General features: G+C 69.4%; 9 protein-coding genes. 6 read left to right on the forward strand and 3 right to left on the reverse strand.

All coding sequences use genetic code 11. From position 1 onward, the window contains the following. Positions 1–13: 13 nt before the first annotated feature. Positions 14–2,254 carry a hypothetical protein gene (locus IT371_03985; protein ID MCC6746793.1) on the reverse strand — a complete coding sequence of 747 codons (2,241 nt, stop codon included), beginning with the start codon at positions 2,252–2,254 and terminating at the stop codon, positions 14–16. A 273-nt stretch (positions 2,255–2,527) separates the two neighbouring features. Here IT371_03985 and IT371_03990 point away from each other — a divergent pair, with 273 nt between their 5' ends. The 3 genes from IT371_03990 to IT371_04000 all read left to right on the forward strand — a co-directional run bounded on the left by IT371_03990 (position 2,528) and on the right by IT371_04000 (position 7,636). Continuing rightward, positions 2,528–4,804 carry a hypothetical protein gene (locus IT371_03990; protein ID MCC6746794.1) on the forward strand — a complete coding sequence of 759 codons (2,277 nt, stop codon included), beginning with the start codon at positions 2,528–2,530 and terminating at the stop codon, positions 4,802–4,804. Between the two features lie 111 nt (positions 4,805–4,915). Then, positions 4,916–6,118: a hypothetical protein gene (locus IT371_03995; protein ID MCC6746795.1), complete on the forward strand. Its 1,203-nt coding sequence runs from the start codon at positions 4,916–4,918 to the stop codon at positions 6,116–6,118. A gap of 9 nt (positions 6,119–6,127) precedes the next feature. Further along, positions 6,128–7,636, forward strand: a complete 1,509-nt coding sequence (locus IT371_04000) for an MFS transporter (GenBank protein ID MCC6746796.1) — start codon at positions 6,128–6,130, stop codon at positions 7,634–7,636. 10 nt (positions 7,637–7,646) lie between these two features. Here IT371_04000 and IT371_04005 read toward each other — a convergent pair whose 3' ends face one another. Continuing rightward, a complete protein-coding gene (locus IT371_04005) occupies positions 7,647–8,579 on the reverse strand; it encodes a hypothetical protein (GenBank protein ID MCC6746797.1) in 933 nt (310 codons plus the stop codon). A 317-nt stretch (positions 8,580–8,896) separates the two neighbouring features. Between IT371_04005 and IT371_04010 the strand changes: the two genes are divergently transcribed. The 3 genes from IT371_04010 to IT371_04020 all read left to right on the forward strand — a co-directional run bounded on the left by IT371_04010 (position 8,897) and on the right by IT371_04020 (position 13,503). Then, the gene (locus tag IT371_04010; GenBank protein MCC6746798.1) at positions 8,897–11,386 is read left to right on the forward strand and encodes a sodium-translocating pyrophosphatase; all 2,490 of its coding nucleotides are present in this window, start codon (positions 8,897–8,899) and stop codon (positions 11,384–11,386) included. 93 nt (positions 11,387–11,479) lie between these two features. Continuing rightward, a complete protein-coding gene (locus IT371_04015; GenBank protein ID MCC6746799.1) occupies positions 11,480–12,172 on the forward strand; it encodes a DedA family protein in 693 nt (230 codons plus the stop codon). Then, positions 12,169–13,503 (forward strand): MFS transporter, encoded by a 1,335-nt coding sequence (locus IT371_04020; protein MCC6746800.1) that lies wholly within the window; start codon positions 12,169–12,171, stop codon positions 13,501–13,503. The genes IT371_04015 and IT371_04020 overlap by 4 nt, the downstream gene beginning before the upstream one ends. 29 nt (positions 13,504–13,532) lie before the next feature. On the opposite strand, the gene IT371_04025 is transcribed toward IT371_04020, so the two are convergent. Next, complete coding sequence (locus IT371_04025; protein ID MCC6746801.1) at positions 13,533–17,468, reverse strand: PAS domain S-box protein; 3,936 nt, start codon at positions 17,466–17,468, stop codon at positions 13,533–13,535. Between the last annotated feature and the right edge of the window lie 242 nt (positions 17,469–17,710).

Raw genomic sequence — 17,710 nt, forward strand, 5'->3', positions numbered from 1 at the left:
GCGCCCCTATGCATTAGTCGTTCGTTCCTGCGTGGACCCTGAGCACCGTCCCTCGGTCACCGACGATCCACACCTCCGTCGGCCCGCGCCCCCACACCCCGTTCAAGGTCTGCGTGGTCCCCGACGGCACCGCCGTCGCGTTCGCGCCGTCCAGCCAGAGCACCGTGCCCCCGGCACCCACGGCCCAGAGCTCCGAAGGCCCGGCCCCCCACACGCTCCGGAGCGCGGTCGTAGTTCCCGACGACACGGTGGCGAAGCTCTGCCCGTCGAAGCGCAGGATCGCGCCCGCCGCCCCCACGGCCCACACGTTCGTGGCGTCGCTCCCCCAGAGCCCCGAGAGGGTCTGCCCCGTGACGCCGCCGCGGAGCGTGACGAGCCCCGCCGGCCCACCGCGCAGGACGGTGCCGTCCGCGCCACAGGCCCAGAGCTCCGCGGGCGCGCTCGTCCACGCCGCCTCGAGACGCTTGCCCGTCCCCGAGCTGACGGGAGCCCAGCTCGCGCCGTTCCCGCGAAGCACCGTCCCGCCACCCCCCACCGCCCAGCGATTCGCATCGTCGCTCCCGGTGACGGAGAAGAGCGCGTTCGCCGTGCCGCTCGGGCCGGCCGAGCGCCAGACCGCGCCGTCGAAACGCAGCACTACGCCCCCATCTCCGACCGCCCAGCCGCTCCCGACTCCCGCCCCCCACACCGAGCGCAGGAGGCTCGTCACCGGCGAGGCCACGGGCTGCGCGGTCGCGCCGTCGAGGCGCACGATGCGTCCCCCCTGTCCGACGGCCCACACGCGCGACAGGCCGCCCCCCACGGAGCGCAGACTGGCGGTGGTGCCCGAGGGCACAGGCGCGAGGCGGCGGCAGCCCGTCGTATCGAGCGTGCACACCTCCGTGCAGGCCAGGCGCCCGACCGCGAACCCTTCGCCCGCGCAGCTTCGCCCCGCCGGGACCGCGCCGTCGCAGGCCTCGCCCGCCTCGATCGTCCCGTTCCCGCAGCTCGCACAGCGGACGCGAAAACGGTGCGAGACGGCGGCCCCGCGCGCATCCGCGGTCGTGATCCGGACGCTGTAGCCGCAGCCCCCCGCGGGAGCGGTCCAGCTCACCTCGCTCCCCTGCGCGCCCAACGTGGGCGTCGCGAGCGTCCCGCCGGTCGCGCGCCAGTCGTAGGTCAGCGCGTCCCCCTCGGCGTCTTCGGCCTTCGCGCGGAAGGTGACGGTGTCCCCCGACGCGACGACCTCTTGCGACTGGTAGGTGCCGACCACGAGGGGCGCGGTGTTCGGGTTCGGTGGCGGGCCCACCACCACCGTCACCGATCCGGTCGCTTCGCCGCCGCGCCCGTCGGTGAGCCGCGCGACGAGAGTACACACGCCACCCGACGGCCCCGCAGCCGGGGCGGTCCAGCTCGCGGAGGTGACCCCCGAGGCCGCGTCGAACATCCCGCCGCAGCCGTCGCTCCAGCTCGCGCCGAGCGGATCGCCGTCGGTGTCGCGCGCGGTGAGCGTGAGCGAGAGCGTCTCGCCCGCGGACACACGCCCGGGCGTGGCCACGAGGCTCTGCACGACCGGCCAGTTGTTGAACGTGGCGGTCACGTTCGCCCAGCCCTTGCTCGTCACGGCCATGAGCACGTCCAGGGACTGCGGCAGAAAGATCGACGCGCGGGCCACCACCCGCAGCCGCGCGCGCAGCTCGGCGGGCGGAGCGAGCCAGGTGGTCTTCTGCGCCCCCGGATCGGCGAGCTGCCCTACGTCCGCGCTCCATAGATAGGAAGACGCGGAGGCCGTCGCATCCGCTCCGAGCGCGCGCAGCTCGACGCGCTCTCCGGGCGCGGGCTGCGCCGGAGAGGCCCAGAGCGCCGCCAGCGGTGCGCCCTCCGTCGTGGCCGTCGGGTCGCGCAGCGCGACGACGAGCAGAGCCTCGCGCTCGAAGGACACGGTCACCTCGCGCGCCTGGCCCCGCGCCACGGGCGCCCCGAGCGCATCGCGGCCCTCCACCTGCACCTCGAGCGGTTCACCCGGAGCGAGACCCTCGACCCGCCCGCTCCACCCCGTCGCGTCGCGCGAGAGCACCTCGCGGCGCTCGTCACCGGAAGGCCGACGAACCACGAGGCTAGCCTCGGTCGGAACCGCGCCGCCGCCGCCTTCGGGACTCGCGATCACGCGCAAGGTCCCGCCTTCCGGCCCGCAGCCGCCGTGCGCCACCGCGCAGGCGAAGAGCCCCGCCGCGACGAGGAATCGGGGGCTGGAGCCCACTATTGAATCACGCATCGCACTCACGCTGGCAGGCCCGACCTACCCTGTATGTACGTGGTTCCACGTATAGACGGGGCACTCCCGAGTCGTCAGAGTGGGCCTGACGGGGTTTCTCTCGTCGAGAACTCGGGCTCTTTGACCGGCTCACTAACGTAACGGAGGATGCTAATGAAGGGAGTTCGCTTGGTCCGGGGGGTCGCCCTCCTGGCTCTGGCTCTCGGGGGGTGCGGAGGGGACCTGGGGAGCGCCAACGTGGGGGTTTCGAAGGCCGCGCTGTAGGCGGCCGACGTGCGGCGCGTGACGGTCACCGTGAGCGGCCCCGGGATCTCGACCCCCGTGGTGCAGGACCTGGTCAAGGTGGGCGGCAAGTGGCAGGGGACCATCGGGGCCATCCCCGTGGGAGCGGATCGCTCCTTCCAGGCAGACGCCTACGACGCCGGCGGCGCGCTGGTCTACGGCGGACGGGCCAGCGCGGTGACGATCGCCAAGGGCACGCCGGCCGCCGTGCTGGTGGTGCTCCAGGAGAAGAACCCGCCCGCTCCGTTCGGCAACGCGGTGCCGCTCATCGACGCGCTCGTCGCGTCGGCGGCGGGCGTCGCGCCGGGCGAGACGGTGGGCCTCATCGTGCAGGCCCACGACACCGACGCCGGCGATAGCCTGAGCTACGCCTGGACCGCGGGCACGGGCACCTTCGACAACGCGGCCTCGGCCACGCCGGTCTGGACGGCGCCCCCGAGCGATCAGACGGTGACCTTCGCCGTCACGGTCAGCGACGGGCGCGGCGGCAGCCAGACCGCGAGCCTCACCGTGCAGGTGGCGGCGCAGTTCGCGCGCGGCGCGGCGCAGGTGAACACCGAGTTCAACAACTGGCCCACCGTGAACGCGCTCTCGGCGAACCCGGGGCGCGTCGCTCCGGGGCAGGTCACGGCCGTGACGCTCGCGGCCTCGGACGCCGACGGTGACGCGCTGGCCTTCGCCTGGAGCGACGGCGGCTGCGGCGGCAGCTTCTCGAGCATCAGCGTGGCGAGTCCGAGCTACACCGCCCCGGCGAGCGCGCCAGCCTCGGGCCGCTGCAGCCTCCAGGTCACCGTGACCGACGGGCGCGGCGGCAGCACCACCGGCACGCTGGTCGTCCCCGTGGCCGTGGACCCGACGGCGAACGTGGCCCCGATCGTCGATACGTCGTTCGCCTCGAACCTCAGCCCGAACGGCAGCGAGCAGGTCACCTTCCGCGTGGTGGCTCACGACCCGGAAGGGGGCGCCGTCACCATCGCGTGGTCGGCGACCGGCGGCACCCTCGGCACGCCCACGGGCAGCGGCGGCTCGAGCGAGCTGGTCTGGACCGCGCCGAGCTGCTTCCCGGCCACGCCGGCCCCGTCCGTCACGGCCACCATCACCGACCTCGGTGGCGCCGTCACCACGCAGGTCTTCGCGCTCACCCCCCCGGCGAGCGCCGCGTGCCTCATCGTCACCGACGCGGCCACGCAGGCGCTGTGGCGAGGACAAACGGGAGATGCGCAGATGCCGCTCTCCGTGCTGAGCAGCGGAGCGCTCCTGCTCTGGCCCGCGATGCACACGTTCGAGCCGGCCACGGGGGCGCGCACCACCAAGCCCCTCGTCATGCCGAACGACGGCGTCTACCGCGGTGGGCCGGGGTACGGCTACGTTGTGCTCCCGCGCCCGAGCGGCCCGGACTGGATCCTGAGCGGCTTCGAAAACGCCCACATCTTCGACAGCGACAGCACCTGGATCTGGAGCTGGGTCGGCCCGGGCTGCTGCCACTACTCCCAGAACTACGCCGTGGACGTGGCCCGCGGCACCTTCTGGTGGAACGCCTGGGGCGGAGCCAACCCCATCGTCGCGAGCCCGCCCACCACCTCCGGCCACGTGAGCCCCGCGAACGGCGGCCATAACACGCTCGCCATCGCCGGTGACCACATCTACCTGACCGGAGAAACGGGCTACGCCCAGCGCGTGAACACGCAGACCCGCACCCAGGTCTACCGCGTGCAGGTCGACCCCGCGGGAGCGCTCTACCAGGGCGCGGTCGACACCGACGACGCCTTCGTGGTCGCCTCGTCCACTGCGGACCACGGCCGTCTGGCGCGCATCAGCCCGAGCGGCAGCGTCGAGTTCAACCAGGACGTGGGTGCGCGGACGACGCCGGTCGTGGCGGCGAACGGCACCATCTTCGTCGGAACCTCGGTGGCCGGGGCCCACGGGCTGCGCGCGGTGAAGCGGGACGGCACGACCCTCTGGACGGCCAGCTTGTCGAAGCTACCGATGGAGCTCCTCCTCGGAGACGACGGCCTGGTCTACGCCTACCTCTACGGGGCTCCCGGCGAAGTCGTCGCCCTCACCCAGACGACCGGGTCGCTCAAGCGCCAGTACCTGAACCTCGAGACGAACGCCGGCGCGGGGCAGCTCGTGCTGGCCAGCGGCCGGCTCTTCGTGAAGACCAACAGCTACGTCTACGCCCTGCCCACCGGCGCACAGAACTACAACCCGGCCGACCCGTGGCCCGTCAGGTACCACGACAACATGCTCCAGCGGTACCGCCGCTAGCCCGGCCTCTCGGCGCGGCCTCCCGGCGCCACCTTCCGGCGCGCTGCTCTGGCCCCCGCCCGCACCTTCAAGTACCCTCGGGCCTTCATCCCACGGTTGGAGGGCCGAACCATGTCGCGACGACTGACTCTCGGGCTAACGCTCCTCGCCTTCGCCGGCGCCTCGCCCGCGTGCGAATGCAACGACGACTCCACGAAGAAGCCGGATGCGGGCATGACGCCCGACGCAGGCGCACGCGACGGCGCGATGGTCGGGGACCAGGGCGCGCGCCGCGAATCCTCAGTCGCGGACGCGGCGAGGACGGAGGGGGGAGGTCATTCCGACTTCGGCCCCCCGCGCGACGGGCGGCCCGCCGACGCGGCCCCTCTGTCCTTCAGCTGCAAGGCCTTCACGGCCCCCGCCGGCTGGACGGTGGCCACGGGCTATCGCGCGGTGGTCATCGCCGACACCACCAAGGGCCTCAAGCAGCCCGTGGCGCTCACCTTCGCCGGGGGAGCCTACCTGAACGCGCTCTACGTGGTGGACCAGAGTGACCAGAAGATCTACTTCGTGGACGTGAACACGGGGCTGACGCGGGTCTTCTCAGACGGCGCCACCTGGACCCCCAAACCGAAGCTCTTGACCTCGATCGTCTGGGACAAGAAGGGGCAACTGGATGGCGCGCTCTACGTCGGGGACCAGGGGGGCGACGGCGACGCCGACTCCGTCGTCTATCGGCTGGACGCGAAGGGGGCGGCCACCGTCTTCACCAAGGCGCCGGGCCCCGGCCTCGACGACGTCTTCGGCATGGTCTTCTCCCCCGGGGCACCGTATCCGACGGGGCTCTTCATCACCGGCGACACCGACGGGTCGAACGACGACTGGGGCGTCTTCGACGCGACCGGCAAGGGCTCCGTCTTCTCGCAGCTCGGCGGGGCCGAGGGACTGGCCGTGGACGAGAGCGGCAAGTACGGCGGGGCCGGCGCGAACCTCTTCGCCGCGCGCCCGGCGGGCGGCGGCTACCCCGGAGACGACACGATCTCGTCCGTGGGCCCCGACGGCAAAGTGATCAAGGTGCTGCTCGCGAAGACGCCCGGGATCCACGCCCCCGCCTTCGCCCCCAAGGGCGCCTTCAACGAAGAGCTCTTCGCTGCCTCCTGGTCCTCGCACAAGGTGCTGCGCATCTCCGCGGCCGGCACGGCTACCGACCTGGCCTCGGGGCTGAGCCTCACGAACTACGACGGGAACATCCTGGCCTTCACGCCCGACGGCTCTACGCTCCACGTGGCGGACCGCCAGAACGGACGCGTGGTCTGCATCGAGCCCACGAAGTAGAACGGCCAGATGACCGAGACCGCCCCCCCACCTGCCGAGACGCGTCGCCGCCTTGGCGGCACCTACTGGCTCCTGAACTCGATCGAGATGTTCGAGCGGCTGGCGTACTTCACGCTGCGCGTGATGGCCCCGATCTACATCATGCAGGTCGGCGCGAAGAACCCGGGAGGCCTGCACCTCACCGCGCAGCACAAGGGGCGCATCTACGCCTGGTGGGCCATCTTCCAATCGTTCCTGCCCATCGCCACCGGCGGCTTCGCTGACCGCTACGGCTACAAGCGCGTGCTCGGGCTGGCCATCGCGACCAACACCGCGGGCTACCTGATCATGGCCTTCGCCCACAGCTACGTCGGCTTCTTCGCGGGCGTGCTGGTGCTCGCCACGGGGAGCGCCTTTTTCAAGCCGAGCCTGCAGGGCGCGCTGGCCCACGCCATGGGGCCCGGGAGCACCTCTCTCGGGTGGGGCATCTTCTACTGGGTGGTGAACGTGGGCTCGCTCGTGGCCCACTACATCGCGGGGCCCCTCGTCGGGGACAAGAGCGCCGCGGGCTGGCAACGTCTCCTCCTCGGCGGCGCGGCGGCGAGCGCGACGAACCTCCTGCTCCTCCTCGTGCTGAAGGACGTCCCGTCGGGAGCTCCGAGCCAGGAGACCGCGCTGCAGGTGCTCAAGCGCACGCTGGTCAACGTCTGGGACGCGCGCCTCATCGCCTGGCTCCTCATCATGTCCTGCTTCTGGCTGATGATGTATCAGCTCTGGGATCTGCAGCCCAACTTCATCGAGGACTGGGTGGACAGCTCGATGATCGCGCGGCACCTGCCCGCCGGCTTGGGCCTCACCGAGGCGGGCGAGGGGGGCGCTCTCCGCGTCCCGCAGCAGGTGCTGATCTCCCTCAACAGCATCTTGATCGTGCTCCTCGTGGTGCCGATCTCATGGCTGGCGCGGCGCATGCGCACGCTCTCCGCCATGCTCATCGGCATGCTCGTCGCCACGGTCGGAGTGCTCGTGGCCGGCTTCACCCCGAACGGCTGGCTGCTCCTCTTCGGCATCGGCTTCTTCTCGCTCGGCGAGATGCTCACTGGTCCGAAGAAGCAGGAGTACCTCGGCATCATCGCCCCGCCCGGCAAGAAGGGCATGTACCTCGGCTACGTGAACATCCCCGTCGGGATCGGCCTCGCGGTGGGCTCGGTGCTCCAGGGCCGCATCTACGGCACCTACGGCGAGAAGGCCACGCTCGCGCTCAGATACCTCACGGAGAAGACGACCGCCGGGGCAGCACCTCCTTGGGACGGCACGGTCGCCTCGCTCGAGGCGGCGACGGGGGTGAAGCGCCCGGAGGCCTTCGCCCGGCTCCGCGAGACGACGAAGCTCGATCATCAAGGGGCCACGCGCCTGCTCTGGGAGACCTACCGGCCTCACGTGCGCGTGTGGACGCCGTTCGCGGTGATCGGCGCCGTGGCCGCGATCGCCCTCTTCGTCTTCGGGCGTCTCGCGCGGCGCTGGAAGGACATGAACGCATAGGGGGTGTCCCCTACTTTCCCTGCCACCAATCCTTGCGCGCCCGCGGGTCCATCCAGCTCCCCGTATCCCGGATCGACACCACGAGCTCCGCTCCCGACGCGCGCCCGATCGGTTGCTTGCTGCGTAGCGCGGGCAGCTTCGCGCGCCCCGCCGCGTTCGCCTGCTGGTAGAGCACAAGGAGCGACGGCTCGACGCACAGGCCCGCGAGGTGCACCGTGTAGCCTCGCACCACGTTGTCCTCGCGCGTGTACTTGATCGTGAGGCTCGTCGGCGTCGCGAGCAGCACCACCGCAGTGTAGCCGTCGCCGATGTTGTAGCCGCTCGAGGGGGCGCGCAGCACCTCGCCCACCTGCGTCTGCATCCCCGCCAGGCTCACCTCCACCGAGGTCACGTAGCCCTTGGCGCAGTTGCATCCCCAGTCCCAGCTCTCCACCTGATAGGTCGAGGCGAACGCCGGAACCCGCTCGTCGGAGAAGATCGCGAAGAGCTGCGGCGGTGGCGTGTGGTCGGTGGGACCGTTGATGTCCACGAGTCCCTTCTGCGCGGTCACGGCGCGCCACTTCCGCAGGAGCAGGTTGACGTCGCCGTGCTGCTCGGCCGGGCGATCCGTCTTCTCGTTCACCGAGAGCAGCTCGTAGCGTGCGCCCGCGATGGCCGCCGTGCAGGCCGCAGGAGGATGAGGGGTACCCGTGTCGCTCTGCGGCGGAGCCTTCGCGTCGGCACGACCCGCCGCGTCGGAGCGCGGTCCCACGGGAGCGTCGGCCGCGCCGCCGAGAAGGTCAGCCGCTCCTGCCCCCGCATCCCGCGGCAAGACCCCCTCGCCCGGCAGCCCCCCGCCGAGCTGCCCCGAGCATCCGGAGCCCACCAGCGCTCCCATCATTAATAGAAGCGGCGCCCCGATAACCTGGTACGCGGCGCGGCTCGCCGGTCGCTCGAACACCATGGCCCTCTTTCAAGCAAGCCTCGTTCCGCCGGAACGACGCCGGAAACCCTTCGAGAATATGCCACGCAACCCCGGACGCAAGACCTCTCTGCCCATCCTCGTGCGCAACCTTCGAGGCCCCCGGAGAGCAGCCGGCCGCCTCGTCGGGCCCGGGACGGACTGCGTTGCGTTTGGCAACGAAACGGGCTTGCGCTCTGCGTTACTTGGTGCTTTTATGCCGCCGGCTGTTAGCTCGACGAGGTTGTAGTCCTTTCGCCGCAGTAGCGGGCAAAGCCCTCGTCGGTCCTCGAGACCACCCAAACAGAAGAGTTTTCGTGATGGACAGAAAAGGGAAAGCCGCATCACCACCGGGCCGCCTGGGGCGGCTCCTCACCTCGGGGCTCCTCGGCCTCCTGACGTTGCTCGTCACGCGCGTAGCGCTGGCCAGCGAGGCGGAGCTCGTCCTGCCCGACCTGAAGAGCCAGAGCTTCATGGGGGTGACAGGGCACAACCTGCTCCTCGGCGGCATCGTGATCTGCTTCTTCGGCATGCTCTTCGGGCTGGCCATGTACGTGCAGCTCAAGAACCTGCCCGTGCACAAGGCCATGCGCGAGATCTCGGAGCTCATCTACGAGACCTGCAAGACGTACCTCCTCACGCAGGGCAAGTTCTTGATGCTCCTCGAGATCTTCATCGCCGCGGTGATCGTCTTCTACTTCGGCTACCTGCGGCACTTCCCGGCGGTGAAGGTGGCGGTGATCGTCATCTTCAGCGTGGTCGGGATCCTCGGCAGCTACGGCGTGGCCTGGTTCGGGATCCGGATCAACACCTTCGCGAACTCCCGCACCGCCTTCGCCAGCCTCAAGGGCAAGCCCTTCCCGACCTACGCCATCCCCCTCAAGGCGGGCATGAGCATCGGCATGCTGCTCATCTCCACCGAGCTCGTGATGATGCTCGCCATCATGCTCTTCGTCCCGTCGGACTACGCGGGCCCCTGCTTCATCGGCTTCGCCATCGGTGAGTCGCTCGGCGCCGCGGCGCTCCGCATCGCCGGCGGCATCTTCACGAAGATCGCCGATATCGGCTCCGACCTGATGAAGATCGTCTTCAACATCAAGGAAGACGACGCGCGCAACCCGGGCGTGATCGCCGACTGCACCGGTGACAACGCCGGCGACTCGGTGGGCCCCACGGCCGACGGTTTCGAGACCTACGGCGTGACGGGCGTGGCCCTCATCACCTTCATCCTCCTCGCGGTCAAGGACCCGGCGATCCAGGTCCAGCTCCTGGTCTGGATCTTCGTCATGCGCGTCATGATGATCGTCACCAGCGCCCTCTCCTACTTCATCAACGGCGTCATCGCCTCGAGCCGTTTCGGCAACGCCGACAAGATGAACTACGAGGCGCCGCTCACCTCGCTGGTCTGGATCACCTCCCTCGTCTCGGTGGCCCTGACCTACGCCGTCTCCTACGTGCTCATCGCCAAGCTCGGCGACGGCACCCTCTGGTGGAAGCTCTCCTCGATCATCACCTGCGGAACGCTGGCGGGCGCCATCATCCCCGAGCTGGTGAAGATCTTCACCTCCACCGAGTCGGCCCACGTGCGCGAGGTGGTGACCTCCTCGCGCGAGGGCGGGGCCTCGCTGAACATCCTCTCCGGCCTCACCGCCGGAAACTTCAGCGCCTACTGGATGGGCCTGACGATTGTGGCGCTGATGGCCGCCGCCTACGGCGTGAGCCTGACGGGCCTCTCCCAGCTCATCCCCATCGCCCCCGCGGTCTTCGCCTTCGGCCTGGTGGCCTTCGGCTTCCTCGGCATGGGGCCCGTGACCATCGCCGTGGACTCGTACGGCCCGGTCACGGACAACGCCCAGTCGGTCTACGAGCTCGCGCTGATCGAGAGCGTGCCCAAGGAAGAGATCAAGAAGGAGTTCGGCTTCGAGCCCGACTTCGTGAAGGCCAAGCACTTCCTCGAGGAGAACGACGGCGCGGGCAACACCTTCAAGGCCACCGCCAAGCCCGTGCTCATCGGCACCGCGGTCGTCGGCGCGGCGACCCTCATCTTCTCCATCATCATCCAGCTAACCGCCGGCCTGACCCAGAACGTGGACAAGCTCTCGCTCCTCCACCCCCCCTTCCTCCTCGGACTCATCACCGGCGGCGCGGTGATCTACTGGTTCACCGGCGCGTCCACGCAGGCCGTGGTCACCGGAGCCTATCGCGCGGTGGAGTTCATCAAGCGCAACATCAAGCTCGACTCGGGGGCGGAGAAGGCCTCGACCGAGGACAGCAAGCGCGTGGTCGAGATCTGCACCCAGTACGCCCAGAAGGGCATGTTCAACATCTTCCTCGTGGTCTTCTTCTCGACGCTCGCCTTCGCCTGCCTCGAGCCCTATTTCTTCATCGGCTACCTGATGTCCATCGCCATGTTCGGCCTCTACCAGGCCATCTTCATGGCCAACGCCGGCGGCGCGTGGGACAACGCCAAGAAGCTCGTCGAGACCGAGCTGAAGGAGAAGGGCACCGAGCTGCACGCCGCGACCGTGGTCGGCGACACCGTGGGCGACCCCTTCAAGGACACCTCCTCGGTGGCCATGAACCCGATCATTAAGTTCACGACCCTCTTCGGCCTGCTGGCCGTCGAGCTGGCGATCGAGATGGACCGGCAGACCAGCCTCATCCTCGCGGGCGTCTTCTTCGCCATCTCGGTGGTCTTCGTCTACCGCTCCTTCTACTCCATGCGCATCCAGTCGGGCGGCACCGAATCCTCTTCGGCACCGGCGGCCCAGGCGAAGGCCACGCGCGACACGCAGACCCACGCGCCGTAGCGGCGCCGCCTTGGGCTCCCGCGGTCTCGCGCGAGGAGCCGAGGCCTCCCCACCCGAGGGGCTCCCTTCAGAGGCCCCTCCCGAGGCGCCGAAATGGACTTCCTCAAGCACCTCATCGACATCTTCCTGCACCTGGACCAGTACCTCACGGTCTGGACCACCACCATGGGCCTCTGGCTCTACGTGCTGCTCTTCGTGGTGATCTTCGCCGAGACGGGACTGGTGGTGACGCCGTTTCTCCCCGGCGACTCGCTCCTCTTCGCGGTAGGCGCGGTCTGCAGCCTCCCCGGCTCGCCGGTGAAGGTCTACTGGATCATCCCGCTCTTGATCCTCGCGGGGGTGCTGGGCGACGCGGTCAACTACGCCATCGGCTACCGCATCGGGCCCAAGATCTTCCACAAGGAGAAGTCGCGCCTGCTGAACAAGAAGCACCTCCTGCGGGCGCAGGAGTTCTACGAGCGCTACGGCGGCAAGACCATCGTCATCGCGCGCTTCATCCCCATCATCCGCACCTTCGCCCCCTTCGTGGCCGGGATCGGCAAGATGACCTACCGCCGCTTCGCCACGTTCAACGTGTCCGGCGCCATCGCGTGGGTCACGGGCTTCGTCGTCGCCGGCTATCTCTTCGGCAACATCAAAGCCGTGAAGCGCAACTTCCAGTACGTGATCCTGGCCATCATCATCCTCTCCGTGATGCCCGCGGTGATCGAGATCTGGCGCGAGCGCAAACGCGCGAAGACCGCTCGCAGCAGCTCGGCTCCGTCGAGCGAGCAGGGACCGGCGTGACCTGGCGCTTCCCGGCCTCGTTCTGGGTCGCAAACACGATCGAGCTCTTCGAGCGTGCCGCCTACTACGGCACCTTCATCACCCTCTCGGTCTTTCTGACCTCGGTCGTCGGCTACAGCGACGTCCAGGCGGGGTACATCGCGGGGATCTTCTCCTCCTCGATGTACCTGCTCCCCTTCCTCACGGGGGCGCTGGCCGACCGGATGGGCTTCCGCGCCGCGCTCGGCCTGGCCTTTACGCTTCTCGCCGCCGGCTACGCCTGCCTCGGCCTCTTCCCCACGCCGGCGCCAGTGCTCTTCGGGCTCCTGCTGATCCTCGTCGGCGGCTCGTTCGTGAAGCCGATCATCACCGGCACCGTGGCCAAGACCTCCGACGAGAGCACCCGCGCGCGCGCCTTCAGCCTCTTCTACATGGTCGTCAACATAGGCGCCTTCTCGGGCAAGACGGTGGCCAAGCCGGTGCGCGTGGCGCTCGGGCAAAGGTTCGTGCCGCTCTACTCGGCGGGCGCGGCGGCGGTCGCGCTCCTCGGCACGCTCCTCTTCTACCGTCCGCCGGGACAGAACACCGACGGGAACAAGCCCGCGTCGCGGCAGACCCTCTCGGGGCTCCTCACGGTGCTCAAGAACGGCCGATTCCTCGCGCTGATCCTCATCACCGCCGGCTTCTGGGCCATCCAGGGCCAGCTCTACGCCTCGATGCCCAAGTACGTGCTGCGCACCGTCGGCGAACAGGCCTCCCCCGAGTGGTACGCCAACGTCAATCCCTTCGTGGTCGTGCTGCTGGTGGTCCCCATCACGCAGCTTCTCCGGAACCTGCAGCCGATCACGTCGATCGGGATCAGCCTGGCGCTGATTCCCCTGTCGGCCCTGGCCATGGCGCTCTCGCCGCTGCTGGCGGGCTCGTCGAGCGTCTTCGGCATGCAGCTGCACCCCGTCACGGTCGTGATGATCACCGGCATCGCGCTCCAGGGCTTCGCCGAGTGCTTCCTCTCGCCCCGCTACCTCGAGTACGCCTCGAAGCAAGCTCCTCCCGGACAGGAGGGGCTCTACATGGGCTACGCCCACATCAACAGCTTCTTCGCCTGGCTCTTCGGCTTCATCATCTCGGGCTATCTGCTCGAGGCCTACTGTCCGGACCCAAAGAAGCTCTCCGCGGCGGAGCAGGCCGCCCACAAGCTGGCGCTCGCGGGCGGGGGCCCCATGCCCGAGGCCTACGCCCACGCGCACTACATCTGGTATGCCTTCGCCGGAGTGGGTGCCTTCGCCTTCCTCATGCTGCTCGTCTTTCAGGTGGTGACGAAGCGGCGGGACGCGCTGCGCGCCGCCGCGTAGCGCCCTCGACCCGCTCCGCGCGCCGACACCTACGACCCGCTCTTCGCCGCCAGAATCAGCTTCGCCACGAGCGTCTTCAGGTTGGCGCTGTCGAAGGGCTTGTCGATGCGAAGATTGCCGGCGCCGGCCAGGTGCTCCGAGGCTCGGGGCGTGAAGGCGCCCCCCGTGACGAACACCATCTTCGCGGCCAGCGCGGGGCTTCGTTTGGCGAGCCATTGGTGCAGGTCCACGCCGGTCAACTCCGGCATCATGAGGTCGCACAGGATCAGATCGAACGAGTCGTCCTGTTCGAGGACAGCCTGGCCCTCGCTCCCCGAGGCGGCCGTGACCACCTCGTGCTCCCGGCCGAGGAGCCGCACCAGGCTCGCGCGAATGGCCGGCTCGTCGTCCACGACCAAGATCCGCCCGCGGACCACCGGAACCCGTGCCTTCTCGGCAACAGCCTGCTCGACCTGCGGATCTTCCTCGGCCGACCTCACCGGCAGGCGAATGAGAAAGCGGGTGCCCCGCCCCAGCTCACTCTCGACGTCGATCGTCCCCCCGAACTCGGTCACGATGTTGCGGCAGATGGCGAGCCCGAGGCCCGAGCCTTTGCCGATTCCCTTGGTGGTGAAGAAGGGGTCAAAGATGCGCGCGAGGTTCTCGGGAGGTATCCCCTTGCCCGTGTCTGCGACCTCGGCGCTGGCGACGTCCCCCTCGCCCCAGGTGCGAACCGTGATGCGGTTGCGCTCCACGTTGCCCTCGTCGATAGCGTGCGTGGCGTTGATGAGCAGGTTGAGGAAGACCTGGGCCAGCCGGCCCTCCGAGGCCCAGACGGAAGGCGCCACGCCGTAGTCCTTGATCAGCACCGCTCGAAACTTGATCTCGTTGAAGGACATGTTGATCGCGGACTCGATGGGGTATCGGAGATCGATCTGCGACAGGTCCGTGTGCTCGACGCGCGAGAAGGTCCCCAGGCCCTTGACGATGCCTCCGATCCGGAGCGCGCCGGCGAGCGCTTCCTTGGCCCGATCGACGGCATCCTCCAGCTCGACCTGCTGGAGGGCGTCCGCCCCGTCCCCGGCGACCGCGGCGAAGGCAGCGTCGCCCACCTGCTCTCTCAAGGCGGTGCAGCAGCGTCGCGCTGCGTCGGCGACCTTCGGCAGGTCCTGCGCCAGGCTCTCGACGTTGTAGACCACGTAGGCGAGCGGATTGTTGATCTCGTGGGCTACGCCGGCCGCGAGCATGCCCATGCTCGCCAGACGATCCGCCTGGGCCACGCTCGCCTGCAGGTTTCGTTTCTCGGTTTCGTCGCGCACGGTGGCCTGCAGGAACGACCGCCCGTCGATGGCAACCCTCGTGAGCAGCACGGTGGCCGGGAACGCCTCCCCCGAGCGACGTCGGTGGGTCCAGTCGAAGGAGTGGGCTCCCTCGCGCATCGCCGTTTCGATCATCTCCTTCGCCTTCTCGCCGGAACGGCGGCCGTCCGGTTGCTGCTCCGGCGAGTACTCCCACGGACTTCGCGACACGAAGTCCGACTCGTCGCGGGCACCGAACATCGCCATCGCGGCTGCGTTGCAGGAGTCGAAGTTCCAGCTGGGCGGGACCAGCGTCATGAGAGCGTCGCGCGAGCTCTCGAAGAGGGCCCGGTAGCGGTTCTCGGTGGCCCGCTGCGCCGCGTCGGCCCCGGTGCGCGCGAGCGCGATCCCGATGCTCGCCCCGAGCCCTTCGAGGAACGGGATCATCTCGGCCCTGAACTGGTCGCGCCGACTATCGGTGAGCTGCAGCAGTCCGACGAGTTCCCCACCGGCTCGGAGGGGGACGAGCGCCACCGATTCGTAGCCCTCGGCCGCATAGCGGACGCGCGCGGCCGCGAGGTCCTCGTCCGCGATCGCCCTGGCGAGTAGCTCCGCCGAGCTATTGCAGAAGAACGTCCCACCGTCGGCGAGACGAGACAGCTTCGAGCCTCTCCGCTCGAAGTCGTCGTCGGATTTCAGGCGCAGTTCGACGGCTTCGAGGCCCATCCCCGTGCGGATCCGCTCGAGCACATCGCGAAGCGGGTCTGTGCCGGCCGCCTGGCGGTTCAGCAGATCGAGCACGTCGCGAGCCAGGCAGTCGCGCTCCTCTCTCCGTTTGCGCTCGGTGATGTCCTGGAGGTGCGTAAGGAAGTAGAGCGGTTGGCCGGCCCGGTCGCGCTGCAGGCCCGTGGCGACGCTGGTCCAGACCACGTGCCCAGCCTTCGCGAGGTAGCGCTTCTCCATCGTCCAGGTCTCACACTCCCCGGCGAGCAGGCTCCGCACACACTCGCGGCTCTCGGCAAGATCGTCGGGGTGGGTAATCGTGACGAACGAGATAGCCTGAAGCTCCCCGACCGAATAGCCGAGCATCTCACCGAACGCCCGGTTGACCCGCAGGAGCGTCCCGTCGGGCATGGTCATGCACTTGCCGATGGGCGCGTTGTCGAAGAAGGTCCTGAAACGCTCTTCGGCCTGCCGGAGCTCCCTTTCCGCGTTGCGCTCGTCCGTCTGGTCGCGAAAGACGAGCACGACGCCGATGATCGATCCCTCGTCGTCGCGGATGGGCGCGCCGCTGTCGGCGATGGGGCGTTCGTTTCCATTCCTCTCGACGAGCAGGGTGTGGTTGGCCAGCCCGACCACGCCGCCCTCGCGCAGTACCCGCGTCACGGGGCTCTCCACCTCGGCGCGCGTCTCTTCGTTCACGATGTGGAACACGTCGCGGAGCAGCTCGCCGCGAGCCTGGGCGGAGCTCCAGCCGGTGAGCCGCTCCGCCTCCGGGTTCATGCGCACGACTCGCCCGGCCTCGTCGGTGGCGATCACTGCGTCACCGATACTCTGCAGTGTGATGTCCAGACCCTTCTCGCTGGCGGCGAGGTCGGTCAGCGCCCGGCCACGCTCGAGCTCGACGCGGATGACCGCCGCGGCCGCCCACCAGGCCAGGCTCGCGAGGCACGCAACGTTCGCGACGGTGAAGAGGGCGAGACCGAAGTCGGTTTCGTACAGACCCCCGCGTTGCCCCAGGAGGTGGAGCCAGCCGAGCGCGATGGGGAGGACCACCACGGCCGGCAGCACGCGGCGGGCGAATCGGGCACCGTCGGCCTCTGCGAGTAGTGGGCCGACCAGCCCCGCCCCGGGTCGCGCCAGCAAGATGCCGACGGACAGCAGGAGGAGCCCGAGGACAGTGTGCGGGGCGACCCAGGTATTGCCGCCTATCGCGTACAGCGCCGGGACTCGATACAGGTAACCAACCCCGGCGACGAGCGCCACGAGGGCGGAGAGCAGCGCGAGCCATTGCGCGGGACGCTTCCCCCTCGGTGTGGTGAGGTCGAGCGTCAGGAGGGCCACACCCAGGAGAACGAGTTCCGCGGCCGTGGCGGGCGCCATGCGCCCCGGAGCGGAGGTGCCGACGCGGGTGGTATCGCGGAAGAGCAGCTCGTCGAGCCCGAGGTCCCGCCCGAGGAGATACTCCGCGAGAGTGCCCAACCCCACCGTGATTACCGCGGCCGCGCAGAGGTGTGCGGCGAGGGTCTGGCCGCGGCCAGCCCTGCTCGGCTGTCCCTTGCCGCGACTCTCGCCGCGACTCTCCCGGGTTGATTGGCCCCCGCGACTCTCCCGGGTTGATTGGCCCGATTGGCCCTTCAACCAAAGCGCCGTGCCGGCGAGGACGAAACACACGGCGGCGTTCGCCTTCATGCTGACGAAGGACGGATGGAGGCTCTTGAGCGCCGCAACCCCGGAGACCCATCCCAGGAGGACCAGCGTGCCAATGGCGACGACCGCGAGGGCGCACCCGCGAGCCACCTGCGCGCCCGTCGCGGCGAGGCGAGACCCCGGCTGTCCGGCGACATTCGAAGCCCCGTACAGCGCAACCCGGGCTCGCCGGAGCTCGAACTCCAGCTCCAGGACGCGGCGCCGCAGGGCCCGCTCCTCCGAGGGAGCCTCCGGAGAGGCCTCGAGGATCTCGGTCAAAGCACACCTTCGTTCGGGGCCCGAGGCCGTCACACCGGGCCCGAGGCCGTCACACCGGGGTTGATTCCCGTCTCCGAGGCCGTCACACCGGGGTTGATTCCCGTCTCACCGCACCGGGTGTCTCACCGCACCGGGGTTGATTCCCCGCCGTCACCGCACCGGGGTTGATTCTGGTCCGGATGGCGCCATCACGCGGCCGCGGCCGCCAGCTCGCCGCGCAAGAACCCGGTGGAGATGATCAT

The sequence above is a fragment of the Deltaproteobacteria bacterium genome (assembly GCA_020848905.1).
GTDB lineage: Bacteria > Myxococcota_A > Polyangia.